The organism is Streptomyces sp. LBL, from assembly GCF_029893585.1.
In the GTDB taxonomy this organism is placed as follows: Bacteria; Actinomycetota; Actinomycetes; order Streptomycetales; family Streptomycetaceae; genus Streptomyces.
The window spans coordinates 141493-163870 of sequence record NZ_JARXYX010000021.1 but is presented as its reverse complement, the minus strand read 5'-3'; the positions used below and the strand labels follow the sequence as shown (position 1 = coordinate 163870).

Genomic DNA, 22378 nt, shown 5'->3' with positions numbered 1-22378 from the left:
TTCATCGTACCCCTTCGATACCGATCGGTACGGGTGTGCTACCGTGTTTCGTACCAATCAGTACGCTATACGGAGAGGTGGCATCATGTCACAGACCGTGCTCATCACTGGCGGAACCTCAGGCATCGGCTTGAGCCTCGCGCAATCCTTCGTGGAGCTCGGGGCGTCTGTCGTCGTTTGCGGGCGTTCGCAGGCTGCGCTTGACCGATTCGCGCAGGCACACCCGCAGGCGCTGGCCGTGCAGGCTGATGTGACGAACGCAGCTGATCGGGCAGCGTTGTTGCAAGCAGTCGCTGATCGCTTCGGGCGTTTGGACGTGCTGGTCAACAACGCCGGTACGTTCGAGGAACGAGACTATGTTGCAGGCAAGAACCCCAATGCGACTCTCGATGCCGAGGTGGCATTGAACCTCACCGCCCCCATCCACTTGACGGGTGAAGTGCTCGAGCGATGGCCATCGCCCGACGCGATCGTATTCATCACCTCGGGGTTCGCTTTGGTCTCGCCCACTCGCGCGCCTACCCACGGCGCGGTGAAGGCCGGCCTGCACGGCTTTGCGGACGGCTTGCGCCGTCAACTCGCCCCGCAGGGCACCCATGTCCTCGAGGTCCTCCCACCGTCCACGGACACGCCCATGAACGCCGAAGCCACGGGGAAGAAACTGACTCCCGCACAGGTGGCGGCGGTCACGATGAAAGCTCTTCGGCGGGGGCGGAACATGGCATTCCCCGGTCAGACGAAAGTCATGCCCGCCATGCTGCGCATCGCGCCGGGCACCCTGCGACGCGTCGTCGCCGAGCTCTGAACCCCATAGAAATCATCGCGGGTGCCGGAGACGAGGCCCAGGTTCCAGCCCAGCCGCGGCAGGCGCCCCGGCGGCGGTGATTCCGGCGACGAGGAGGGTGAGGCCGGAGGCTGCGGCTATCGGCGTACGGCCGTACCGGTCGAGGAGCCAGCCGGTCAGCGGGGAGGGCAATACAGACATCAAGTCACGTACCGTCCTCTCAGTGGAAGGCGGGAAGGGGTGCCTGCCCGATATTTCCCGCGAGCCGCACGACAGCGTCGAGATCCGGTTCGGCGTCGTTGTCCACGACGACGTGCCCACGCCCGCCAGGCGCGGGCCGCTCAGATCCCGATGGGCCGATTCGCCGAGCCAGAGGAGGTGGCGGCGACCATCGCCTTCCTCACCGACGCGGCCAACCGGTACCTGACCGGCCTGAGCCTGGATGTCGCCGGCGGTGCCCGGCTCGGAATGGGCAGTTGACGGAGCGGCTCCGCTCCCGGAACGGGTGACAAGGGCCGGCTTCTTGTAGGCCGCCCAGCCGTCCGCGTTGTGGCTGGCTCCCACACATCCTCAGGCGCCAGCTCCAGCCGGGCGAGCATCTCCAGTTCTTGCAAGGTGTGCAGGTAGATCGCGATGGTGGTCACCGACCGGGGCCCCATCTGATCCACACGCCGTTCGGCGGGTCACCCAATCCCCGCTGATACGTCAGCCACTGCTCACCGTTCATCTCGCCCGGCGCCCGCACGTGCCCGCGCCACAGCATCTCCAGCGTGATCACCGCGAAGGAGTACAGCAGCCCGTGCGGAGCCTTCCGTACGCCTACCCGGCACGTGCACCGTGATCGCGGTGCCGAAGACGTCGTCGAGAACCATCACAGGCAACGGTGACGATTCCAGCACCACCACCTTCTCTGGCCGAGACGCGATCTCCGGCGCCCTCGTTGCTGAACGAGTTGCCGTGGGGGCGCTGGCCGAGGAGGAAGTGCCTGCCGAGGTGGCCGTCGGGGTGTCGCAGGGGAGCCGGCCGGGCCGCGGCGTGCGGTGCCGCATCGGGAGAACGCGGCCGGGGCCGGGGACCTGTCGGTGGACTGTCAGGCGGTGAGGGCCGCCAGCGCTCACGCTGCCGGCTCATTTCGGAGCCCTTGCAGACCTCGGCTTGGACGGCGTCCAGGGGTGCTCCCGTCGTGTCGCCGGTTAACAAGGCCACCTGCGTTTCGATGGCCAGCCGGCGCCGGTCTCTTCCCACAGGACCACTTCCGGCCCCGCCGCCATCTGATGCCCGCACACGACTACCGAGCCGAGATGGCCGTCCGCTTCGCAGTCTGGGAGCACATCACCGGCGTCGCCGGCCTCTCCACCACGGCCTGAGCCCAGCCCGGAACCGGGCTCCACCACGCCGCAACACCCCATCAGGCACCTCCCCCGCACCCCCGCAACAACGTGACAGCGCCCGTCGACGTTGTGCCCGAGGTGTCGTTCGACGGGATCGAAGCCGACCGCAAGCTGGACACCTGGCTGCGGTGGGTCCGGTTCGTCGCGGTCACGGAGGGGCGCCCCGGAGGGTCAGGCGCATTCGGCGTTCACGTAAGGCTCCACGCGGCCGACGCTCTCCTTGAGGACGAGGTCGAGCAGTCCGGGGAACCGCTGGTCCAGATCTTCCTTGCGCAGAGTGTTGAAACGGCGGGTGCCGACATCGTGCTGCCGGATGAGACCGGCCTCGCGCAGGACGCGGAAGTGGCGGGTGAGTACGGACGCGGTGACGTCCTGCGTGAAGCCGCTGCAGGCCAGACCGGGGGAGACGGAGAGGGTGACGACGATGGTGAGCCGGGTCTCGTCGGTCAGCGCGCTCATGATCTTGAAGAGGTCGAGGTCGTCCGTGTCGGGGTGGACGAGGGGTGACGAGGTGCGACTGGCCATAAGGAGAGAATAACCCCTGTCCCATGTTCGCGTTGGTGCGTACATGGGCTACAGTGAAGGCACGGATTGACCCTTCATCCGTCATCCACCGGGTTGCCCATCACCGGTACCACGGCATGCCACCAACGCCTTTGACGGCGCGGCCTGCATCAAGAACGGAGCACACCCCATGACCACAACACAGGCGACCGAGTCGAGGACCCACCAGACGGAAACGGCCGCGGAGGTGGTCGGCCGCCTTCGTGCGACGTTCAACACCGGCGTCACCCGCGGACTGGACTGGCGCGTCAGTCAACTGCGGCGGCTGCGGGCACTGCTGGTCGAGAACGAGCAGGAACTGATCGAAGCGCTCTGGGCGGACCTGAGGAAGAACGCCGCCGAGGCGAAGGTGCAGGAGATCGACTTCACCGTCGCCGACATCGACGAGACGCTGGCGAGTCTCGAAAACTGGCTTCAGCCTCGCCCGGTGGAGGTTCCCGCCCACTTCGGTCCCACGACAACGGCCTACACCACGTACGACCCGCTCGGGGTCGTCCTGGTGATCGCCCCGTGGAACTTCCCGCTGCACCTTCTCATCGACCCCATCATCGGCGCCCTGGCCGCCGGAAACACCGTGGTGGCCAAGCCGAGCGAGATCTCGGTGCACACTTCGGCGGTCGCTTCACGACTCCTGCGTGAGTACTTCGACGCCGACGTGCTCACCGTCGTCGAGGGGGGCGCCGAGGAGACCACGGCCCTCCTGGCGCAGCGTTTCGACCACATCTTCTACACCGGCAATGGCACGGTCGGCCGGATCGTCATGGCCGCGGCAGCCAAGCACCTCACCCCCGTCACACTCGAACTCGGAGGCAAGTCACCGGTCTTCGTGGCGCCCGACGCCGACGTGGACGAGACCGCCAAGCGGCTGGTCGGCGCCAAGTTCGGCAACGCGGGGCAGCAGTGCATAGCCCCCGACTATGTCCTGGCCGATCCTGCCACCGCCGCCGCACTGGTCCCCGCCCTCCGCGCGGCTATCGAAGCCCAGTTCGGCACCAGCCCGCAGACCTCAGCCGACTTCGGCCGGATCATCAACGAGCGGCACTTCGACCGGCTCACCCGTCTGCTGGACTCCGGCCGGGCGGCGGTGGGAGGCCGGCACGACCGCGACGACCTGTTCATCGCACCGACCGTGCTCACCGAGGTCGACCCCGCATCGCCGGTCATGCAGGAAGAGATCTTCGGCCCGATCCTCGCCGTCGTCGAAGTCGAAGACCTCGATGCCGCCATCGCCTTCATCAACGAACGCGACAAGCCACTCGCGCTCTACGCCTTCACCACCTCCGAGGCCACCAAGTCGCGCCTCCTGAACGAGACTTCCTCCGGCGGCGTCGCCTGGGGCCAGCCGGTGATGCAACTGCTCATGCCGGGACTGCCTTTCGGTGGCGTCGGCGAAAGCGGCATGGGCCGGTACCACGGCCGGTACTCCCTGGAGGCGTTCAGCCACCTCAAGGCTGTCGCGGACGTGCCGCTCAGCTAAGAGAGCCCGGCGGTAGGCGTCACTTGAGTCTTCTGGTGGTGGGTGGGTGTCCTAGCGGTAGCGCGGGGTCGCGCGGCGGACGCGTGTGCGGAGTGTGACGAGTACGCATGGCCGCGCCCGGCTGATCCATAGATTCTCCAACGTCGGCTGAAGCCTGGCCGGGCGGACGGCTGGCGAAGGGTCAGGCGGCGGGAACCGCCTGCGGATAGAGCACGCTCGGGTCGGCGGACAGGGCCGCCTTGAGCTGGACGGAGTTGTTGTCGGCGAGGATCTCCATCTTCCGGGCCTCGATACCGTCGAGGGCGGCGCGCACGACATCGGCGGGGTCGTTCTTCTCCACGTCCCACCCGGCCATCATGTCGGTGTCGGTGCTGGCCAGGTGAAGGCCCGTCACCGCGGTTCCCTGGCCCGCGAGTTCGAGGCGGATGCCGTTGGTGAGGCTCCACGCCGCCGCCTTCGCCGCGCTGTAGGCGTTGGCCCCGTCGTAGGCGAGCCAGGACATCGCCGACAGGACGTTGAGGATGGCCCCGCCGCCGTTGGCGGCCAGGACGGGAGTGAACGCCCGGACCACGTTGAGGGTGCCGAAGAAGTTGGTGTCCATCTCCAGCCGGATCTTCTCGGGGTCCCCGGTGACGAGGTTCTGCTGGGTGAAGACGCCGGCATTGTTGATCAAGAGGGTGACGTCCGAGGCCGCGTCCGCCGCGGCGGCGACCGAAGCCGGATCGGTGATGTCGAGCCGCAGTACCTCCACACCGGGGAGGTCGACGAGGTGGGGGGTGCGCGCGGTCGCGTAGACCTTGGTGGCGCCCCGGCGCAGGAGCTGTTGGGCGAAGTGCCTGCCGATGCCGCGGTTGGCGCCGGTGACGAGGGCGACGGAACCGGTGATCTTCATGGGGAGTCTCCTGGCAGTGGTGAGGTGATTCCTGTCCGGGCTGTTCACGGGCTACGCTAAAACCTGACGTTGACGTCAGAGGCAAGAAATGTGATCCAGGTCATGGAGGGGGCGTTGATGCGCATCGGTGAGCTGGCCTCAAGGGTGGGCGTGAGCGTGCGGGCACTGCGCTACTACGAAGAGCAGCGCCTGCTGGCCTCGGTGCGCAGCCCCAGCGGCCATCGGCAGTACCCGGACAGCGCGGTCGACCGCGTCCAGCTGATTCAGCAGCTGTACTCCGCAGGGCTGCCGAGCAGGGCGATCCTGGAACTGCTGCCGTGCGTCGAGACCGGTGACGTGACCCCCGCGCTGCTCGACCGGCTGTCGGCCGAGCGGGACCGCATCGATACGCAGGTCAGCACCCTGGTGAAAACCCGGGACCGGCTCGACGCCATCATCACCACAGCCTCCACAGCCAGGAGCGCGGGCCGGCCCTGCCCTCGTTGAGCAGCGCGCCTTCCCCAGGAGTGCGGCAGTGCTTGTCCGCCCGACGCAGACGGACGCCCGTCAGCAGGCGTCACTTGAGTCTCTTGGTGGTGGGCCGTCCGTCCCAGCGGCAGAGCGGGGTCGCGCGGCGGATGAGCATGCGGAGCGTGACGATTGCGGCGGACAGGTAGAGGTAGAAGTCCACAACGTACTGGCGCTTCTCGGTGCAGCGGCGGAGCTTGCCGAAGCCGTTCATCCATGCGTGGCTCCGCTCCACGACCCACCTCTTGCCGGCCTGGATCGGTGCGGGCACGCCCTTGCGGGCGATCTCGCCGGTGAAGCCCAGTTCCTCGAGCGCGGCTCGGGTCTTGTCACTGTCGTAGCCCCGGTCCAAGTTGACGTTGACCTGCTCGGGAAACACACTGACCTGCTTCTTCGCGGCTTCCAGGGTGGGTACGAGCAGCGGGGAGTCATGACGGTTGGCCCCTGCCGAGACGAGAAGGCCGGTCCACTATAATCGGGACAGTTGTCCCGTTTGGTCGGAAGTCTGAGGGTCTTTGATGCGTGCTGATGCCGAGCGCAACCGCAAGCGTGTCCTGGAGGTGGCGTTGGAGACGTTCGCCGCCGAGGGGCTGTCGGTGCCGGTGGCGGAGATCGCCCGGCGGGCCGGTGTGGGCACAGGGACGGTCAGCCGGCATTTTCCGACGAAGGACTCGCTGTACGAGGCGATCGTGCTGCATCTGGTGGCCGAAATCGTCGACCGGGCCCGGCAACTGGCCGCGACCCGTGATCCGGGCGCAGCGTTCTTCGAGTTCTTCGCCCTGATGGTCGATCACTTCGGGGCCAATCGCGGTCTGTCGCAGGCGATGATCGGGACAGGTTTCGACGTCCACTCGGTGGCCTTGGCCCCCGAGCACAATCTGCTGGCCGTGGAAGAGGAACTGCTCGTCGGTGCGCAGAAAGCCGGCGCCGTGCGGCCGGACGTCGTGCGTGCCGACGTCAAGGCGCTCATCGTCGGCTGTCTGGCCCGGGAGCAGCAGGGCCCCGACCCGGATGCACGCAAGCGCATGATCGACCTGGCGTGCGCGGGCCTGCGCGCCCAGCGGTAGCGGCGTCTGCCGACCGCGCCGAGGACCAGGCCCTACGCGCCACAGGCCGACCCTGCCTCAGTACTGCGCCGGCGGGGAGCTCTCACCATGAAGCGGGGTGGCGAACCCGGCGCCCGCTTGGTTCAGGCACTGTCTGGTGCGCCGGGTGAGGACGTCGAAGCCTCGTCGACCTGCCGGCTCTGGTAGGCGGTCATCGAAGCGGTGAGCGCGAGGTTCAGTCGCAGGGTCGCGATCAGTGTGTCGTCGCTCGGGACGTGGCCCAGGACCCAGGTGTGCAGGTCGGTGCGGAGGTGGTCGCAAGGCGTGGGCCGACTGCGCGAGAGCCCGTGAGTATGCCTTGAGGCGGTGGTTCAGCGGCATGGTGTCGCGCTGGCTCTTGAGGTAGTCGAGCGCAGCGGTGGTCAGTGAGGTCCACACAGTGGCTCGTCGTCGGGCCGGACCTCCAGCAGGGCGCGGCCAGAACAGGTACGGAGGCGGGCCGTATCGGCTCGCCTCCGTACCTGTTCCGTCTGTTCGCCCGCGTCGTTGGCTGCCTGGTCGGCACATGGGGTCGTGGCTACGCGCTCGCGTGCTTGCCGCTGGTCCGGCGGGCAGCGGGGCTGTGGGTGAGGATGCTGCGGAGTTTGGCGGTCTGCTGGTCGATGGCCTGTGGGCCGTTGCCGGTGAGCAGGCGCGCGGACGGCTCGTAGGCGAGTTTCGGGGCGGAGATGTTGGGTGAGGATGCGACGGTGAAGCCGGCTTCCTTGATGGCCACGTCGACGAAGTAGGGGAGTCGGGTCGTCTTGCCCGGGACGCGCGGGTAGAGGAACCGTAGCGCGAACCGCTCGCCGATCTTGGGGACGGTCGAGATGGTGGCGGCGAGGAACGGGTTGTCGCTGACGAGGTAGGAGCGGCCCTGCGCGTCGACGCGCTGCCGGGTGGAGATCACCGCCACGGGCGCGTGGCAGATCAACGAGATGGTGACGTCGTTCTCCCGGGCCACGTGGAGGGTTTCGCCGAGCCACGCATCGTCACGGAAGTCGACCATGGGGCCGTGACCGCCGGGGGCGTGGATGAAGTCGAAGTCGGCGAAGGCGAACGGGTCGGCCGGGTCGCGGTGGCGCGAATCCGCCGCCCGGCCGCGCTCCGGGTCCCGTACCGCGACGAGCACACCCTGCGCGAGAAAGGGGTGGGGTCACTGTCGCTGCGTGAGCTGGCCCGGGACATCGGTGTCAGTCACGCGGCGCCGGGGCGCCATTTCAAGGACAAGCAGGCGCTGCTCGACACCCTGGCGCTCGACGGCTACGAGCGGCTGACGCAGACCCTCAAAGGCGCAGGCGATCCCAGCCTCCCGGTCCAGCCTCGCCTCGCCGTCCTTGCGCGGGCCTACGTCACCTTCGCCACCGACAACGCCGTGCTGGTGGAGCTCATGGGGGAGCATCATCTCGTCGGTAAGGGGATCCGCTGTGCGAGGGTTCCATCCCCTTGACTTGTGGTGATCGTCCAGCTCGTCGATCCCCAGGGGTCATTGAGGGGCCACAAGGACAGGAACGGGCCGACAAGCACTGCACGGGACTGACACGGATCAGCACGTCTGACCTGCAAGAACGGCGTGAATCGGCAATGATCGGCAAGAGCCGCCAAGATCCCCAAGGGACTCATAATCCGTCGGCCGTGGGTTCGAGTCCCACCCGCCCCACTTGTGCAGCGCTGTGACCTGCGGAAACGTCTCCTCTGAGGTGTCGGAACGTCAACTCGGGCTCATCGGACTGAATCCGCTGCGCGCGAGTTCGACGGCGAGTGACGGGTGGCGGTAGGCATTGCGCTGACCTGCGTTGAATGCGCCGGAGCGTGGTGGGGGAGGAGCCCAAGAGCGGCCTCAGCGAGGAGCCGGAGGCGTAATTGAGGACGCTGTGAGGACGCAGGTACCGCGAAGTCTGCCTTCGAGGTCACCTCAAGGACAGCGTGCACGGTGCGGGCCCACTGCCATGGGTGCCTGGCACCCATCCGAAGTGCCCGTCCTCGGCTACCCGGGACCGAGAGCAAGGGGTCACGAGCAAGGTTGACGAACGGTACGGGCCGCGGGTGAGTTCCCTGGTTGGCCAGTCATTCCCGTGGCTCGGGCACCCGGGCTTCGGCTGAGTCCTCGACAGGCCGTTTCCACGGGCCACCCCGTTCCTCATCGCCGACTGTGCAGCTGTGGACGCTCTACTGCCCGAGGTCGATCGTGCGGACCGGCTGTCCCGTGGTGCGGGCGATGGTGTCGAAGTCGTGGTCGCAGTGGAGCAGCGTGAGCCCCGCTTCCTCGGCGGCGGCGGCCACTAGGAGGTCGACGGGGCCCGCGCTGCGGTGCTCACCCTTGGCGGTCAGCTGTTCCTGGACGACGCGGGAGCGGCGGTAGACGCCGTCCGGCATGGGGCACCAGACGTAGTGGGCGTCGAGCGCCGCCTTCAAGCGCGTACGGTCTGCGGCCGAACGGGCTGAGTAGAGGACCTCGAGTTCGGTGATGTCGCAGATCGCGACGAGGCCGGCGCCGATCCTGTCATCCCAGTCGGCCGTGTTCTGGCGGAGCAGGACGCGGGCGAGCGCGGAGGTGTCGATGAGGTAATCGGCGACGGTCACTCATGCGCTCCGGTGTCGGAGGCGGCGTCGGCTGTGCTCGTGGGCCGGTACTTGCTCTTGTCCAGGAGAAGGTCCATGTCCAGCGCGCCGTCGGTCACCAGCTCGCGGGCTTCGTCGAGCGCGCGCAGACGCCGGTAACGGGCCGTGACTTCCCGCAGGGCGGTGTTGATGGTCTCGCGCTTGGTGGTGGTGCCGAGTTCCCTGGCCGCTTCTTCCAAGGCCTCGTCGTCGAGGTCGATCACGGTACGGCTCATGGATGCCCTCCTTTGTATATCAACTGTAGTATACCAAGATACAAGATCATTTGTATATGGGCCCGTCGGTGGAAGGTAGCAGACGTGTCCATCGACTTCGTCATCGGCGCGGCGGCCGGGCGTCCCTGGTTTCACGGCCGTCGACGGCGTGAACCTGGACGTCCCGGCCGGAGACCTGCGCTTCCCCGCTGGCGTAGGAGTAGTAGTCGAGACGGCTGCTGCCATCGGTGAAGTAGTAGGAGATGCCCATCAGGCCCTGACCTGTACGGATGACGGGTATCACAGCCGTGAACATGGCCGCAGGCGGCCTCTGTGAGCGGCTGGGCGCCGAATTCGGGACGCTGGCAGGACGCAGGGAATCGGTTCGGCGTCATCCTGCCCGACACCGCTGTCATGGATTGCGGAGTGGTGGCAGGTGATCAGGGTGTCGCGCGAGCTTTGGATCACAGGGCAAGCGCCGATCGCGGTGCGGGGAAACGGCCCGTACAGGAAACTGCCCGTACTCCCGTGTCTGAGTGACTGTCCGGAGGCGGGAGGGGCCGGGCTGCTGCCGCGGGATCGCCGTCGACGCTGTCAGAACCGCCCCGCCGGTGAGCGCGCGGGCGTGATTGCCCTGGTGTCCGGCAGGAGTCCGAGGAGACCACCCTAAGCGCCCCGGATCATGAGAACGGGCCCGATGGCCCAGCACAGCAGCACCCGCCACACTCGGGCAGGACGGCTACATGCAGGACCGTCGCCGGGATTCCGTATCACTCGTGGTCGGTGGAGGTGGGGCCGGTCGCGCAGTGCAGATCGGCGATGACCGTGCGGTGGGGGAGACCGGTCGGTTCGTCGAAGGTCCAGGTGTGCTGCTCACCGGTGGCGGTGGCGCCGTGGACGCGCAGGTTCCAGCGTTCGGGGCGGGAGCGGGGGACGGGGCCGCAGTGCGAGACGGGCCATCCGTTCACGTGGCGCTGGCCGGGAGGGATGCGGTGGGGTGGGGTGGGGTGGGGTGGGGTGCGCTGGACGTACTGGAACGCTCACCTGCCACTGTCGGCGCTCTCTCGTCCTGCCAGTGCTTGGTCGTCGAGCAGCGTGAGTGTTCGTTCCAGGTGGTGCCGACGGTGGGTCCCAGAGTCAGGGTTCGGTCACACGAGGGCGAGGGAGACCTCGGTCGACTTGATCAGCGCGGTGACGGGTGAACCGACGGTCAGGGGGGTGATGTGTCGCACTTCGGACTTGCTGTGGCCCACCGTGGTCGGCGATGGGGAGGGCCGGCTTGGACGTCGTCGCACCTGCGATGGGTGGGGTGGGCGGTGCCTTGCGGACCGTGGGTGCGGCCCGGCTCGTGCGCGTTCTCAGACAGGGTAGGCGTGGGTCTGTGCGGCCTTCACCGTCGCCCAGACCTCCGCGCCCGGGTGCAGATCGAGTTCAGCGGCGGCGACCGTGGTCAGATCCGCGGCGAGCGGAAGCTCTCCCGTGAGGTCGGCGCGGATCTGGTCGCCGTGGGTCTCCAGGCCGGCGACCTCGCAATGCCAGAGGTTGCGGGCGCTGACGCCGGTCGGACGGTCGCGGTGGAGGGTGACCGCGCTCGGCGGGAAGGCCACGAAGACCGGGCCGGACAGGGCCTCCGTGGTGGTGACGGGCGGGCCGACGTCGAGGCGGACCACATGGCCGTCGGCCTCGCCCCGGTAGAGGTTCAGGCCCACCAACTGGGCGATGTAGTCCGTACGGGGATGGCGGGCGATGTCGGACGGGGCGCCTTCCTGGACGACCCGGCCGTCCTCGACGACGACCAGACGGTCGGCCAGCACCATGGCGTCCAGCGGGTCGTGCGTGACCAGGACGGCGACGGCCTCGAACTCGGCCAGATGGCGGCGGAGTTGGGAGCGCACCTCCAGGCGGGTGCGGGCATCCAGAGCGGCGAGCGGCTCGTCGAGCAGGAGCAGCCGGGGGCGGGTGGCGAGCGCGCGGGCCAGGGCGACGCGCTGGGCCTGTCCGCCGGAGAGGCGGCGGGGCTTGGCACCGACGTGATCCGCGAGACCCAGGCGGTCCAGCCACTCGGCGGCCTGCGCACGTGCCTCTGCCTTGGTCGCCCCTTGGCAGCGCGGCCCGAAGGCCACGTTGTCCAGGGCGGTCAGGTGGGGGAAGAGCAGGTAGTCCTGGAAGACGACGCCGACCGGGCGGGACTCCGGCGGCGTACGCTCCAACGCCGTGCCGTCCAGCCGCAGACGGCCGCCGGTGAGCGGCGTCAGACCGGCAAGGGCGCGCAGGGCGGTGGTCTTGCCGGCGCCGTTCGGGCCGAGCAGGGCGACGACTTCGCCGGGCGCGACGCGCAGGGCCAGGTCGAGACGGAAGGCGCCGCGCTCGACGACGAGGTGGGCGTCGAGGCCCTCGTCGAAGGCGTCGGCGCGAACCTCGGGGGCGGCGTCCTGTGTCTCGGTCATCCTGCTGTCATCCAACGGTCGCGCAGGCCGGCCAGCACCGCGATGGACACGGTCAGCAGGACCAGGCTGAGGGCGATGGCGGCCTCCGGGTCGCTCTGCAGGGCCAGGTACACGGCAAGCGGCATGGTCTGGGTACGGCCGGGAAAGTTGCCGGCGAAGGTGATCGTCGCGCCGAACTCGCCGAGCGCCCGCGCCCAGGCGAGCACCGCGCCGGCCGCGATGCCCGGCGCGATCAGCGGCAGTGTGACCCGGCGGAACGCGGTGAAGCGGGAGGCGCCGAGGGTGGCGGCCGCCTCCTCGTAGCGCGGGTCGGCGGCGCGCAGGGTGCCCTCGACGCTGATGACGAGGAACGGCATCGCGACGAACGCCTCGGCGACCACGACCCCGGCGGTGGTGAACGGGAGCGTGATCCCGAACCAGGAGTCGAGCCACTTCCCGACGATGCCGTTGCGGCCGAGCGCCATCAGCAGCGCCACACCGCCGACCACCGGCGGCAGCACGAGCGGCAGGGTGACCAGTGCCCGCACGAGGCCGCGTCCGGGGAACTCGACGCGGGCCAGCAGCCAGGCCAACGGCACGCCGATGACCAGGCTCACGGCGGTGGCGGCGGTGGCGCAGACCAGGGACAGCTGGAGCGCCTGCCACACCTCGGCGCTGCTCAGCAGCTCGGGCAGGTTGCGCCATGGGGCCCGTACGAGCAGGGCGATCAGCGGCACGAGCAGGAACGCCAGGCCGATCAGCGCGGGCACCAGCAGCGCCGGCGGCACGCCCCGGCCGACCCCGCGTCTGCCCGTCGGGACACGCCGGCGCCGCGGCCCGCCCTGGAGGGTGTCGGCCGCGGCGCCGGGCTTGCCGGTCGGGAGGGTCACGGCTTGAGGAACCCGGCCTCGGTCAGGACCTTCTGGCCCTCGGCGGACTGCACCAGCGCGATGAACGCCTTGGCGGCATCGGCGTTCTTGGTGTCCTTGAGCTGGACGATCGGGTAGTCGTTGATGGCGTCGGCGGACTCGGGGAACTCCACGCCCTCCACCTTGTCGCCCGCGGCGTGCACATCGGTCTTGTAGACGACGGCCGCGTCGGCCTCCTTCAGCTCCACCTTGGTCAGGGCGGCCTTGACGTCCTGCTCGTAGGAGACGGGGGTGAGCTTCAGCTTGCTGGCGTCGAGGGCTTTCTGGGCGGCGGCGCCGCAGGGCACCTCCTTGTCGCAGAGGACGACTTTCAGGCTCGACTTGGTGAGGTCCTTGAGGGAGGTGATCTTGTCCGGGTTGCCCGGCAGGGTGGCGATCTCCAGCTGGTTGCGGACGAAGGTGGCGGGCGTGCCGAAGGCGTCCCCGGCGTCCGTGACGATCTTCATCGTCTTGGGGCTGGCCGAGGCGAACACGTCGGCGGGGGCGCCGCCGGTGATGCTGGCTGCGAGGGAGTCGCTGCCCCCGAAGCTGAAGGTGACCTTCGTGCCGGGGTGCGCCTTCTCGAACTCCTTGCCCAGGGCCGTGAAGCTCTCCTTGAGGGAGGCGGCGGCGAAGACGGTCATGGTGCCGGACAGCTTGTCCGAGGCGGACGCGGATGCGGAGGAGTCCGCCTTCGTCGACGAGGAGTCGTCGGACGACGAGCAGGCGCTCAGGGCCAGCAGCGCGGCGACACCTGCACCGGTCACCTGCAGGTTCCGGCGGGTCCGGCGCGCGGTACGGGTCATCACGGGTCTACTCCCTCTGGTCCTGACGGACACAGTCACCTGTGGTCCTGGCGGACCATCTACGGTCTCTCGACGACCACGTTGGTCGACTTGATCACGGCAACCGCCGGAACACCGGGCTCCAGCTTCAACTCCTCAGCCGACTCGCGGCTGACCAGCGCCACCACCCGGAACGGTCCGGCCTGTATCTCCACCTGCGCCGACACATCACCGAGGATCACGTCGGTGACGATGCCGGAGAGGCGGTTGCGGGCCGAGGAGCCGGTGGACTCCCGCTCCGCGCGGTGCGTCTCGCGGGCGTAGGCCGCGAGGGCCGGCCCGGGGATGATCCGGCGTTCCTGCTCGTCGCGTTCGGCGGTGAGTTTCCCGCCGTCGACCAGGCGCCTCACGGTGTCGGCGCTGACACCGAGCAGGGCGGCGGCGTCCCCGATCCGGTAGGTGTGCATCCGCTGATGATAATGCCCGCAGATGCAAGGAGAAAGTCTCCTGTGGCTTCGCATAAGCCGGAATCGTGATCTATCAGGTTGGCATGTGCGTTTGCACGGGAGGCGGGTCCGGGTACGGTCATCCGGGAGGTGGTAGCCCGTGAGTCAGTCCCTCGCAGCCACCGGTACAGCCGCCGTTCCGATGGCGGAACTCACCCTCGCCGGCGATCTGAGCCGTCCGTCCCGGCTGACGGTGCCCGATCTGCTCGTCTGGCCGCAGCACGCGGCCGAGGTCAGCTTCGAGTGCGCCACCAGCGGTATCCAGCACCACCGTTTCACCGGACCACTGCTGCACGACGTGCTCGCGGACGCCGGTCCTGGGTTCGATTCCGCCCGCCGCAAGGACCGCCTGCGCTTCCTCATCGCCGTGACCGGGGTGGACGGCCATCACGCCCTGCTGTCCTGGGCCGAGACAGACCCGGACTTCGGCCGCGCGCCCGTGCTCCTGGCGGTCACCATCGACGACACCTCACTGGACCGGGCCGGCCCGCAGCTCGTGCTGCCGCAGGACCGGTGCGGGGCCCGGCACATCAGTGGGATCAACGCGATCCGTGTGGACGGTGGCTACCGCGCGTGGACGTGACCCTGATGAGAGGAGCGCGGTGAGCCTGAGCCCCGTCCCGCCGGTGGACGTGCTGGTCGTCGAACACGCGCCGCAGGAAGGCCCGTACGCCATCGGCACTGCGCGCGGAAGCCGGCGACGACGGCGTGGTCCTCGGGGTGGAGCTGACTCCGGCGATGCTCCCGCATGCCCCCCGTGAGGGGCGATACGGCCGGGTTGGCGTCGGCTACAGCCGCGTCCGCCGCACCGACCTGCGGATCGCCGCCCTGGTGCACGCCGCCCTCATCGACGCCCGCACAGTGGTCAACGTCGGAGCGGGCGGAGGCCCGTACGAACCCGCCGACCGGCACGTCCTGCCTGTGGAACCGTCGCCGGCCTGCGGGCCAAGGGTCCCGCGCACCTGGCCCCGGCCATCCATGGCGTCGCGGAGCAACTCCCCTTCGACGACAACTCGGTGGACGCGGCCATGGCCATGAGCCGCTGAGCCGCGATGCGCACCGACTGACGTGCCGAAACCCCTGAGCCCGCGCGGTAGATCCTTGCTGCTTCCCCAGGACTCGCAGCCAGGGCAGCAGGCGGGCATCAATTGAGGTGATCACAGGAGAGCTTGTCGGCCAGACTGGCTTCATGCTGGACGATCAGGAGCAGCCGTTGTCCGGTGGGAACGTCAGTGCCGGCGTCGTACGCGTCGGGGACACCGTCCGTCGTCCCGCCGGGCCCTGGACTCCCGCGGTGCACGCGCTTCTCACCCACTTGCACGAGGCGGGTTTCCGGGCGGCCCCTCGACCGCTGGGGATCGACGAGCGGGGGCGGGAGGTGCTGACGTTCGTTCCGGGCGACGTCATCTGGCCCGATCGGTTCGCTCGGGTGGAACCCGCGCTCCAGCTCGCCCGCGTCGCACGTCTCATCCGTGACTTCCACGATGCCGTACAGGATTTCATCCCGCCGCCCGACGCCCAGTGGCAGGTGCTCATCCCCGCCGAGGGCGCCGAGATCATCGCCGGCGTGAGGACCAGTGGCTTCGCGCCCTGCTCGCCGGTTGAGAGGCCCACGGGCGCGAAATGGCGCGGCGGGTGCGCTGCGGCACTGTCCGCTTCGCGGGAACGCCGGAAACGATGCGCACTCCAGGCCGGAACCGGGGTGCAGGCCGGGGGGAGTTACTCGGACTCTTCCGCCGCGACGTCACGCCTGTTCATCGCGTCGGTGATGGCGTAGGCGATACGGACGAAGGTCTCTGCCTGCTGCGCCGACAAGTTCCGTGCGGAGGTCTCCTCCAGGGCCTGCCACATGGCTGCCAGGGGCTCGCGCAGGGCACGGCCCTTGTCGGTGAGGCGGACGACCATGACGCGCCGGTCGTGTGCGGCCGGCTCGCGGATGAGCAGGCCGGCGTCCTGCATGCGACGTAGGGACTTGGAGACGGTGGAGTGGTCCAGGCCGACGCTTTCGAGCAGCTCGGACTGGGTCTGGCCGTCCCGGTCGAGGAGGTGCATCAGCAGCAGTTCCTGTCCGGGATGCAGGTCCATCTCGCGGAGCATGGCGGCGGCGCGGGCGCGGTGAGCGCGGGCGAGCTGGAAGATCGCGTAGCTCATCGGCCCCTCGCTGGCCGTGCTGGGGGTGCGGGGTGTGGGGGCGGGCATGATGCGGTTCCTCAGACGGTGTGGGTGGGGTAGTCGGTGTAGCCGGCCACTCCGCCGCTGTAGAAGGTCGCCGGGTCGGGGGTGTTCAGCGGCGCGTCAGAGCGTAGCCGCTCGACCAGGTCCGGGTTGGCGAGCGCGAGGGCGCCGACGGAGACGAGGTCGGCCGTGCCGTTGTCGACGTCCTTGGCGCGGGTGGGCAGGTCGGTGCCGGCCCGGTTGAGGATCAGCGTGGTCGGCCACAGCGCGCGCAGGGCGCCCAGCAGCGCGTCGTCGCCCGCGTGCATCACATGGAGGTAGGCGAGGCCGAGCGGGCTGAGGGCGCGCAGGAGCGCCGGATACAGCTCGGCGGTGTCGGACTCGGCGATGTCGTTGTAGGGGTTGCCGGGGGAGATGCGCAGGCCGGTGCGGTCGGCGCCGATCTCGTCGGCCACGGCAGCGGCCACCTCGACGGCGAAGCGGATGCGGTTGTCGACGGACCCGCCGTAGCGGTCGGTGCGCTGGTTGGTGTTGTCGGACAGGAACTGGTGCACCAGGTAGCCGTTGGCACCGTGGATCTCCACGCCGTCGGCGCCTGCCGCGACGGCAGCCGCCGCGGCACGGCGGAAGTCCTCGACGGTCGCCGCAACCTCCTGCGTCGACAGGGCGCGGGGTGTCGGCATCTCCTGGGGCCCGGACGCCGTGAACATCACGCCCTGCGGCCGGATCGCCGAAGGAGCGACCGGCCGGCGCCCGTGGGGGGTGTTGTCGGGGTGGGTGATACGTCCGGTGTGCATCAGCTGGATGACGATCCGGCCATCGGCCGCGTGCACGGCGTCGGTGACCTTGCGCCACCCGGCGATCTGCCCGTCATTGTGGACGCCGGGGGTGAGGAGGTAGCCCTGGCCATCGGCGGAGGGCTGGGTTCCCTCGGTGATGATGAGCGCGTGCGAGGCCCGCTGGGCGTAGTACTCGGCGTTCAGCTCGGTCGGAACGCCTTCAGGGTTGGAGCGGCCACGGGTCATCGGGGCCATGACCAGGCGGTGCGGGAGGGAAATGTCACCGACGGTGGTCGGTGTCCACAGGGAGTTCAGCATGAAGGGGTCCTTCGGTGCAGTGATGAACAGGTGGTGATCAGGAAAGCGGGGGCGTGGCGGAAGGAGAGGCGGGTGTGATCAGTCGAGGGTGAGGACGAGCTTGCCCCGGACATGGCCGGCGTCGCTGACTTGCTGGGCCGTGGCGGCCTGGGTGAGCGGGTAGGCGGTGACGGTGGTGACGACCTTGCCGGTCGCGGCGTCCTGGGCCAGGGCGGCCAGGCGGGCGGCCGAGCGTTCCTGGCCACCGCTGGCGAAGGTGATGCCGAGCTGCTGCGCGCGGAAGTCGGCGATGGTGACGATGCGCTCGGTGCCGCCGCGCAGGGTGATGGAGTCCTCCAGGGCTCCCTTCCCGGCCAGGTCGAACACCGCGTCCACGCCGTCGGGGGCGAGCGCCCGGACCCGCTCGACCAGGCCCTCGCCGTAAACGGTCGCGGTGGCGCCGAGCGAGGCGAGATATTCCTGATTGCCGGGTCCGGCGGTGCCGATGACACGCGCTCCGCGGGCCGTGGCGAGTTGGACCGCCAGGGTGCCGACCGCTCCGGCCGCGCCGTGCATCAGTACGGTCTCCCCGGCGGCGACGCCCAGCAGGGTCAGGACCCGCTCGGCCGTCTCGCCCGCCACCGGCAGCGCGACCGCGTGCTGCCAGTCGAGGCCGGCGGGCTTGGGAGCCACGGTGGTGGCCAGCGCGTACTGGGCGTACGAGCCGGTGTCCGACCAGCCCAGCACCTCGGCACCCACCTTCACGTCCTGCACGCCCTCACCCAGGGCGTCCACCACGCCCGCGAGCTCGTGACCGGGGACGGAGGGCAGCGGCGTGGGGAACATGGCCTCCAGGGCCCCGGAGCGGATCTTGCCGTCCAACGCGTTCAGTCCGGCCGCCTTGACGTGGACGCGGACCTGCCCGGGGCCGGGCTGCGGGACCTCGATGTCCGCCTCGTGCAGCACTTCCGTGCCTCCGAAACGGTCGAACAGGATGGCTTTCATGACGACTCCTCTCGTGTCACCACCCATTTAGGTGGCTGGACACATAACCAACATAACAGCAGACGTGTGGCTAGCCAAGTATTTACTGTCGCTCGGGCCGAAAACGACCAGATCCAGAAGGGGGTGCAGGCGATGGTCCTGGCCTCCCGTGTGCACCGCCTCGCCGAGGAGGGGCCAAGGACAGGAACGCATCGACGGCGGAGCGGGGCGGTCACGTCCGCAGGGGTGGCGCTCGGCGGCAAGTTGAAGATCGTCGCTGACTTCGGTGACGAGATCTATGTCCTCGGCTGACACGATCGACAGGCTGCGGCCAGGGTCCATGTGCCGTCTGGTGTCAAGTTCGCCTTTTGCCGTCAGGGATGATGCTCCACCCCGGTACTCGGGGTGGAGCATCATCGCATGGGGAGGGAAGTCCGCTGCCCTGTGCTTCCCCTGCTTCCCCGTCTCCGCGGTGCGAGGGGAAGCACACCGCCTTCGGCGGCTGCTCTTGGGTGGTGGCAGTCAATGTTGGCGATGTATCTTGATGGCATACATCGTGGATGCTGGAGGTGCTGGATGTCCGTCACGCAGATTGATCTCGATGACGAGGCGCTCGCTGAGGCTATGCGGCTGATGGGCGTCACGACGAAGAAGGAGACGGTCAACGCGGCCCTGCGGGACTACGTGGCCCGGATCAAGCGCCTCGATGCGGCCGAGAAACTGGCCGCGCGCGGTGCACGTGGCGAGTTCGAGCAGGCTGCGGCGGCGTATGACGCAGGCAAGCGTGCCCGACGCGAGGCCGTCGAGTGATCACGTATCTGCTCGACACCTCCGCCCTGTGGCACCTGTTCCGCACCCCCGGGGCTTTGGCGCACTGGGAGGGGCACATCGCCGCCGGGGTGTTCCATCTCTGCGAGCCGACGCGCGCCGAATTTCTCTACTCGGCAACCAGTCCGACCCACCGGGACGAGCTCGCGGAGGAGGTGGACGCACTCTGCCTGCTCTCTCCCGTTCCGAAGAATGCCTGGCGTTGGGTCGATACCGCCCAGTACAAGCTGACACAGCAGGGTCAGCATCGTGCGGCAGGAGCGATCGACCTGTTGGTGTGTGCGACCGCGGTCCACCACGGGCACACCGTCCTCCATGTGGACAACGACTTCGCGACGGTCGCCGGAGTACTCAAGGAACTTCAGCAGCGAGACGTGCGAGCCTGATCACTCGGACCGCGTCCACGTTGTCGGTCTGTTGGCCCCTTTCGTGATCGAAGCCCACGTCACTGTTCCAGGGGTCACCGCGTCACCGTCCCCACCGATCGCAGGCCGGGCGGGCCCTGCGGACCCATTGCCGCAGCGAATCGGTGTTGACCCCGAGCTCCTTGGTGACCGAGACGATCGCCGCCGACGGCTACAGGGCCTCGCAGGGTCTGGTGATCGCGTGAGTTGCTGAGCACCACGTCTGAGTTGCTGAGCACCACGTCGCTGTCGATGGAGACCACGGGGCCACTGTTGAACGTCGCCGGTACCTGCCGACGACGGGCATGCGTGGCAGTCCCGGCAGCTGTAGTTCTTGATGGTCCGCCCTGCACATCACGGTTGACCGAACTGGGGCGCCTCCGGATCCTTCACCGTCTTCCGGGGCGTGGAGCTGACGGTGGCACTGCTCTGATGGCGCCGATGCCGTCGAAGGTGCGGCCGGTGCCGGAGCCGTCCACCGGGACGTCGGTCTTGCCCGGAACGGGTGCCTCACCGACGAAGTCGATCCGGTCCACGGTCACCGCGGTGCCACTGACAGCGGCGTTCTTCCGGCCGGTCTACATGAGACGCGCGCCGCGGAGCAGCAGAAGGGCGACATCGGCGGCGGCCAGGCCCAGGCAGATGAGGAAGGGGGCCCGGCTCCGGCCGGCCGGCCACAGGGCGACGGTGAGCGAGAGCGCGCAGGTCGCCGCGAGCCCGGCTCGTGCGGGGATGCCGACGGGGCCCGCCGGGCCCAGGATGAGCACGGCCGAGCCCGCTGCCGGCGCCGCCGCTGCCAGTGCCCGCGCGCCGCGCCGGCCACCGCGTTGGGGCAGGCCGCGGATGTTCGCCGCGAGGTCGTCGTCGATGTCCGGCAGGACGTTCGCGGCGTGGGCGCCCACCCCCAGCAGCGCGGCGCCGGTCCACGCCCACCAGTGCGGCCACCGGGCATCCGGCAGGGAGAGGGTGACGAACGCGGGCAGCAGCCCGAAGGCGACCGCGTACGGCAGCCACGACCAGACGGTGCGCTTGGCGCCGAGGTTGTAGCCCCAGGCCGCGGCCACGCCGGTCAGATGTGCGCTTCCCGCCTGCCACCCGTTGGCGAGGGAGAGCGGCACACAGGCCGCGAGGGCGCAGCCCGCCGCGATCGCCACCGTCCGCGCGGAGACCGTTCCGGTCGCCAGGGGCTTGTCGAGGCGCGTGGCGGCCACGTCCCGGGCGGCATCGATCAGGTCGTTGCTCCAGCCCACCGACAACTGCCCGGTGAGTACCGCCGCCGCGATCAGCACCGTACCGGCGCCGCTCCGCCCGGATGCGGCGGCCAGCGCGGCGACCACCGCGGTCACGGCTGCCGAGGGCGCGGGGTGAGCCGCCAGCAGCAGGCCGACGGCGGGCGCGGGCCCGCGGCGGCGGTGCTCTGCCGTGATCGGAGCTGTTGCCGAGGTTTCGAGGCTGCGCACGCCCGCATGCTAGGCGCGGCCGGCTCGCTCCCTCCGCTGCCACACACGCGAAATGCCGGTGAGGTGCACTGACCGAGGTTTCTTCGTTGTCGTCCTTATTCTTACCGAATGACGCGTATCGCCGCTGTCCATGGAGTGCTGCCGGCCCACCGATACCACCAGCGCGAGATCACCGATGCGCTCGCAGCGATGCGCCTTCCCGGAGTCGGATCTGGCGCCGGAACTGGAGCCAGAACCGGAACCGGAACTGGAGCCAGAACCGGAACCGGAACTGCAGCCGGAGCCGGAGCCGGAGCCGGAACTGGAGCCGGAGCCGGAACCAGAACCGGTGCCCCGGAGCGGGACCGCGGCGTGCTGGACCGGCTGCACGCCACGTCCTGTGTCCGCACCCGCCATCTCGCCCTGCCGCTGGAGCGGTACGCCCTGCTGGACGGCTTCGGCCAGGCCAACGACCTGTTCATCGAGGAGGGCCTGCGGCTGGCCGAGGAGGCACTGCGAGCCGCCCTGGACCAGGCCGGGCTCGTCCCGCACGAGGTGGACCTCGTCTTCGCCACCTCGGTCACCGGTATCGCGGCGCCGTCGCTGGAGGCCCGGCTGGCCGGGCGCCTGGGGCTGCGGCCGGACGTGAAGCGCGTGCCGGTCTTCGGCCTGGGCTGCGCGGCCGGCGCCGCCGGGCTGGCCAGGGTCCACGACTACCTGCGGGGCCACCCGGACCAGGTCGCGGTGCTGCTATCGGTCGAGCTGTGCTCCCTCACCCTTCAGCGCGGCGACACCTCCGCGCAGAACACGGTGGCCGGTGCCCTCTTCGGCGACGGCGCCGCCGCGCTGGTCGCCGTAGGCCAGGACCACCCCCGCCGCCAGGAGTACGCCGGACCCCAGGTGGTGGCCACCCGCAGCCGTCTGTACCCGGGCACCGAGGACGCCCTCGGCTGGGACATCCGCGACGGCGGCTTCACGATCGTGCTCGGCGCCGAACTGCCGGAACTGGTCCGGCTCCACGTGGGCGAGGAGGTGCGCTCCTTCCTGTACGCACATGACCTCAAGCCGGACGACATCACCGGCTGGGTCTGCCACCCCGGCGGCCCCAAGGTGCTGGAGGCGCTCCAGGACACACTCGGTCTCGGGCCCGACTCGCTGGAGCTGACCTGGCGCTCCCTCGCCGAGGTCGGCAACCTCTCCTCCGCCTCCGTGCTGCACATCCTGCGCGACACCCTGGCCCGGCGCCCGCCCCCACCGGGCACCCCCGGCCTGCTGCTGGCGCTCGGGCCGGGCTTCAGTTCCGAACTCGTGCTCCTGCGCTGGTAGGTGAG

24 protein-coding genes and 6 pseudogenes are annotated in these 22378 nt (G+C 69.4%); 13 read left to right on the top strand and 17 right to left on the bottom strand.

Going from position 1 to position 22378, the window contains the following annotated elements; genetic code table 11:
- Positions 1 to 85: 85 nt before the first annotated feature.
- From M2271_RS25295 to M2271_RS25280, 3 genes and pseudogenes are all read left to right on the top strand, one after another.
- Entirely contained in the window at positions 86 to 805 is a 720-nt protein-coding gene (locus M2271_RS25295; protein ID WP_280889606.1) for an SDR family NAD(P)-dependent oxidoreductase, read from the top strand.
- A 219-nt stretch (positions 806 to 1024) separates the two neighbouring features.
- Positions 1025 to 1264, top strand: coding sequence for an SDR family oxidoreductase (locus M2271_RS25290; RefSeq protein WP_280889605.1), 240 nt, complete (start codon positions 1025 to 1027; stop codon positions 1262 to 1264).
- Between the two features lie 749 nt (positions 1265 to 2013).
- A pseudogene (locus M2271_RS25280) lies at positions 2014 to 2151 on the top strand (IS6 family transposase); the annotation flags it as partial.
- A gap of 195 nt (positions 2152 to 2346) precedes the next feature.
- Here M2271_RS25280 and M2271_RS25275 read toward each other — a convergent pair.
- The gene (locus M2271_RS25275; RefSeq protein WP_060895109.1) at positions 2347 to 2700 is read right to left on the bottom strand and encodes a helix-turn-helix transcriptional regulator; all 354 of its coding nucleotides are present in this window, start codon (positions 2698 to 2700) and stop codon (positions 2347 to 2349) included.
- 169 nt (positions 2701 to 2869) lie between these two features.
- On the opposite strand from M2271_RS25275, the gene M2271_RS25270 reads away from it, so the two are divergent.
- Positions 2870 to 4216, top strand: a complete 1347-nt coding sequence (locus M2271_RS25270) for an aldehyde dehydrogenase family protein (RefSeq protein ID WP_280889604.1) — start codon at positions 2870 to 2872, stop codon at positions 4214 to 4216.
- A 181-nt stretch (positions 4217 to 4397) separates the two neighbouring features.
- On the opposite strand, the gene M2271_RS25265 is transcribed toward M2271_RS25270, so the two are convergent.
- On the bottom strand, positions 4398 to 5108 hold the full coding sequence (locus M2271_RS25265) for an SDR family oxidoreductase (RefSeq protein WP_280889603.1): 711 nt from the start codon (positions 5106 to 5108) through the stop codon (positions 4398 to 4400).
- 117 nt (positions 5109 to 5225) lie between these two features.
- Here M2271_RS25265 and M2271_RS25260 point away from each other — a divergent pair, with 117 nt between their 5' ends.
- Positions 5226 to 5594, top strand: coding sequence for a MerR family transcriptional regulator (locus M2271_RS25260; protein WP_280889631.1), 369 nt, complete (start codon positions 5226 to 5228; stop codon positions 5592 to 5594).
- Between the two features lie 70 nt (positions 5595 to 5664).
- On the opposite strand, the pseudogene M2271_RS25255 reads toward M2271_RS25260, so the two are convergent.
- A pseudogene (locus M2271_RS25255) lies at positions 5665 to 6072 on the bottom strand (transposase); the annotation flags it as partial.
- A gap of 109 nt (positions 6073 to 6181) precedes the next feature.
- Here M2271_RS25255 and M2271_RS25250 point away from each other — a divergent pair.
- A complete protein-coding gene (locus tag M2271_RS25250) occupies positions 6182 to 6682 on the top strand; it encodes a helix-turn-helix domain-containing protein (protein ID WP_280889602.1) in 501 nt (166 codons plus the stop codon).
- Positions 6683 to 7238: 556 nt separating this feature from the next.
- On the opposite strand, the gene M2271_RS25245 is transcribed toward M2271_RS25250, so the two are convergent.
- Positions 7239 to 7709, bottom strand: coding sequence for a hypothetical protein (locus M2271_RS25245; RefSeq protein WP_280889601.1), 471 nt, complete (start codon positions 7707 to 7709; stop codon positions 7239 to 7241).
- 69 nt (positions 7710 to 7778) lie between these two features.
- Here M2271_RS25245 and M2271_RS25240 point away from each other — a divergent pair.
- Positions 7779 to 8093: pseudogene (locus M2271_RS25240) on the top strand (TetR family transcriptional regulator); the annotation flags it as partial.
- Between the two features lie 776 nt (positions 8094 to 8869).
- Here M2271_RS25240 and M2271_RS25235 read toward each other — a convergent pair.
- The 8 genes and pseudogenes from M2271_RS25235 to M2271_RS25200 all read right to left on the bottom strand — a co-directional run bounded on the left by M2271_RS25235 (position 8870) and on the right by M2271_RS25200 (position 14102).
- The gene (locus M2271_RS25235; RefSeq protein ID WP_280889600.1) at positions 8870 to 9283 is read right to left on the bottom strand and encodes a PIN domain nuclease; all 414 of its coding nucleotides are present in this window, start codon (positions 9281 to 9283) and stop codon (positions 8870 to 8872) included.
- A complete protein-coding gene (locus tag M2271_RS25230; RefSeq protein WP_280889599.1) occupies positions 9280 to 9537 on the bottom strand; it encodes a type II toxin-antitoxin system VapB family antitoxin in 258 nt (85 codons plus the stop codon). The genes M2271_RS25235 and M2271_RS25230 overlap by 4 nt, the downstream gene beginning before the upstream one ends.
- A gap of 100 nt (positions 9538 to 9637) precedes the next feature.
- Complete coding sequence (locus M2271_RS25225) at positions 9638 to 9832, bottom strand: hypothetical protein (RefSeq protein WP_280889598.1); 195 nt, start codon at positions 9830 to 9832, stop codon at positions 9638 to 9640.
- A 457-nt stretch (positions 9833 to 10289) separates the two neighbouring features.
- A pseudogene (locus M2271_RS25220) lies at positions 10290 to 10505 on the bottom strand (molybdopterin-dependent oxidoreductase); the annotation flags it as partial.
- Between the two features lie 369 nt (positions 10506 to 10874).
- Positions 10875 to 11963, bottom strand: a complete 1089-nt coding sequence (locus M2271_RS25215) for an ABC transporter ATP-binding protein (RefSeq protein WP_280889597.1) — start codon at positions 11961 to 11963, stop codon at positions 10875 to 10877.
- On the bottom strand, positions 11960 to 12832 hold the full coding sequence (gene modB / locus M2271_RS25210) for a molybdate ABC transporter permease subunit (RefSeq protein ID WP_280889596.1): 873 nt from the start codon (positions 12830 to 12832) through the stop codon (positions 11960 to 11962). The genes M2271_RS25215 and modB overlap by 4 nt, the downstream gene beginning before the upstream one ends.
- Positions 12829 to 13656 carry a molybdate ABC transporter substrate-binding protein gene (gene modA, locus M2271_RS25205; protein ID WP_280889595.1) on the bottom strand — a complete coding sequence of 276 codons (828 nt, stop codon included), beginning with the start codon at positions 13654 to 13656 and terminating at the stop codon, positions 12829 to 12831. The genes modB and modA overlap by 4 nt, the downstream gene beginning before the upstream one ends.
- A gap of 59 nt (positions 13657 to 13715) precedes the next feature.
- Positions 13716 to 14102, bottom strand: coding sequence for a TOBE domain-containing protein (locus M2271_RS25200; RefSeq protein WP_280889594.1), 387 nt, complete (start codon positions 14100 to 14102; stop codon positions 13716 to 13718).
- A gap of 139 nt (positions 14103 to 14241) precedes the next feature.
- Between M2271_RS25200 and M2271_RS25195 the strand changes: the two genes are divergently transcribed.
- Both M2271_RS25195 and M2271_RS25190 read left to right on the top strand, forming a co-directional pair.
- A complete protein-coding gene (locus M2271_RS25195) occupies positions 14242 to 14724 on the top strand; it encodes a molybdopterin-dependent oxidoreductase (RefSeq protein WP_280889593.1) in 483 nt (160 codons plus the stop codon).
- A 606-nt stretch (positions 14725 to 15330) separates the two neighbouring features.
- Positions 15331 to 15705 (top strand): annotated as a pseudogene (locus M2271_RS25190) (phosphotransferase); the annotation flags it as partial.
- A gap of 155 nt (positions 15706 to 15860) precedes the next feature.
- Here M2271_RS25190 and M2271_RS25185 read toward each other — a convergent pair.
- From M2271_RS25185 to M2271_RS25175, 3 genes are all read right to left on the bottom strand, one after another.
- Entirely contained in the window at positions 15861 to 16340 is a 480-nt protein-coding gene (locus M2271_RS25185) for a MarR family winged helix-turn-helix transcriptional regulator (RefSeq protein ID WP_280889592.1), read from the bottom strand.
- Positions 16341 to 16351: 11 nt separating this feature from the next.
- Entirely contained in the window at positions 16352 to 17413 is a 1062-nt protein-coding gene (locus tag M2271_RS25180; RefSeq protein WP_280889591.1) for an alkene reductase, read from the bottom strand.
- A gap of 78 nt (positions 17414 to 17491) precedes the next feature.
- Entirely contained in the window at positions 17492 to 18397 is a 906-nt protein-coding gene (locus M2271_RS25175; protein ID WP_280889590.1) for an NADP-dependent oxidoreductase, read from the bottom strand.
- Positions 18398 to 18463: 66 nt separating this feature from the next.
- Between M2271_RS25175 and M2271_RS25170 the strand changes: the two genes are divergently transcribed.
- From M2271_RS25170 to M2271_RS25160, 3 genes are all read left to right on the top strand, one after another.
- Positions 18464 to 18688 carry a hypothetical protein gene (locus M2271_RS25170; protein WP_280889589.1) on the top strand — a complete coding sequence of 75 codons (225 nt, stop codon included), beginning with the start codon at positions 18464 to 18466 and terminating at the stop codon, positions 18686 to 18688.
- Positions 18689 to 18952: 264 nt separating this feature from the next.
- Complete coding sequence (locus tag M2271_RS25165; protein WP_280889588.1) at positions 18953 to 19186, top strand: type II toxin-antitoxin system VapB family antitoxin; 234 nt, start codon at positions 18953 to 18955, stop codon at positions 19184 to 19186.
- Complete coding sequence (locus tag M2271_RS25160) at positions 19183 to 19590, top strand: PIN domain nuclease (RefSeq protein WP_280889587.1); 408 nt, start codon at positions 19183 to 19185, stop codon at positions 19588 to 19590. Before M2271_RS25165 ends, M2271_RS25160 begins: the two co-directional genes overlap by 4 nt.
- Before the next feature lie 407 nt (positions 19591 to 19997).
- On the opposite strand, the gene M2271_RS25155 is transcribed toward M2271_RS25160, so the two are convergent.
- Both M2271_RS25155 and M2271_RS25150 read right to left on the bottom strand, forming a co-directional pair.
- Positions 19998 to 20144 (bottom strand): hypothetical protein, encoded by a 147-nt coding sequence (locus M2271_RS25155; RefSeq protein ID WP_280889586.1) that lies wholly within the window; start codon positions 20142 to 20144, stop codon positions 19998 to 20000.
- 42 nt (positions 20145 to 20186) lie between these two features.
- Complete coding sequence (locus M2271_RS25150; protein WP_280889585.1) at positions 20187 to 21068, bottom strand: UbiA family prenyltransferase; 882 nt, start codon at positions 21066 to 21068, stop codon at positions 20187 to 20189.
- A 342-nt stretch (positions 21069 to 21410) separates the two neighbouring features.
- On the opposite strand from M2271_RS25150, the pseudogene M2271_RS25145 reads away from it, so the two are divergent.
- Positions 21411 to 22373: pseudogene (locus tag M2271_RS25145) on the top strand (3-oxoacyl-[acyl-carrier-protein] synthase III C-terminal domain-containing protein); the annotation flags it as partial.
- Positions 22374 to 22378 lie beyond the last annotated feature (5 nt).

Coding starts and splice junctions, on each gene's coding strand:
- M2271_RS25295 (WP_280889606.1), top strand. CDS start 86: ATGTCACAGACCGTGCTCATCACTGGCGGAACCTCAGGCATCGGCTTG.
- M2271_RS25275 (WP_060895109.1), bottom strand. CDS start 2,700: ATGGCCAGTCGCACCTCGTCACCCCTCGTCCACCCCGACACGGACGAC.
- M2271_RS25270 (WP_280889604.1), top strand. CDS start 2,870: ATGACCACAACACAGGCGACCGAGTCGAGGACCCACCAGACGGAAACG.
- M2271_RS25265 (WP_280889603.1), bottom strand. CDS start 5,108: ATGAAGATCACCGGTTCCGTCGCCCTCGTCACCGGCGCCAACCGCGGC.
- M2271_RS25260 (WP_280889631.1), top strand. CDS start 5,226: ATGCGCATCGGTGAGCTGGCCTCAAGGGTGGGCGTGAGCGTGCGGGCA.
- M2271_RS25245 (WP_280889601.1), bottom strand. CDS start 7,709: ATGGTCGACTTCCGTGACGATGCGTGGCTCGGCGAAACCCTCCACGTG.
- M2271_RS25230 (WP_280889599.1), bottom strand. CDS start 9,537: ATGAGCCGTACCGTGATCGACCTCGACGACGAGGCCTTGGAAGAAGCG.
- M2271_RS25225 (WP_280889598.1), bottom strand. CDS start 9,832: ATGTTCACGGCTGTGATACCCGTCATCCGTACAGGTCAGGGCCTGATG.
- M2271_RS25215 (WP_280889597.1), bottom strand. CDS start 11,963: ATGACCGAGACACAGGACGCCGCCCCCGAGGTTCGCGCCGACGCCTTC.
- modA (WP_280889595.1), bottom strand. CDS start 13,656: ATGACCCGTACCGCGCGCCGGACCCGCCGGAACCTGCAGGTGACCGGT.
- M2271_RS25200 (WP_280889594.1), bottom strand. CDS start 14,102: ATGCACACCTACCGGATCGGGGACGCCGCCGCCCTGCTCGGTGTCAGC.
- M2271_RS25185 (WP_280889592.1), bottom strand. CDS start 16,340: ATGCCCGCCCCCACACCCCGCACCCCCAGCACGGCCAGCGAGGGGCCG.
- M2271_RS25180 (WP_280889591.1), bottom strand. CDS start 17,413: ATGCTGAACTCCCTGTGGACACCGACCACCGTCGGTGACATTTCCCTC.
- M2271_RS25175 (WP_280889590.1), bottom strand. CDS start 18,397: ATGAAAGCCATCCTGTTCGACCGTTTCGGAGGCACGGAAGTGCTGCAC.
- M2271_RS25165 (WP_280889588.1), top strand. CDS start 18,953: ATGTCCGTCACGCAGATTGATCTCGATGACGAGGCGCTCGCTGAGGCT.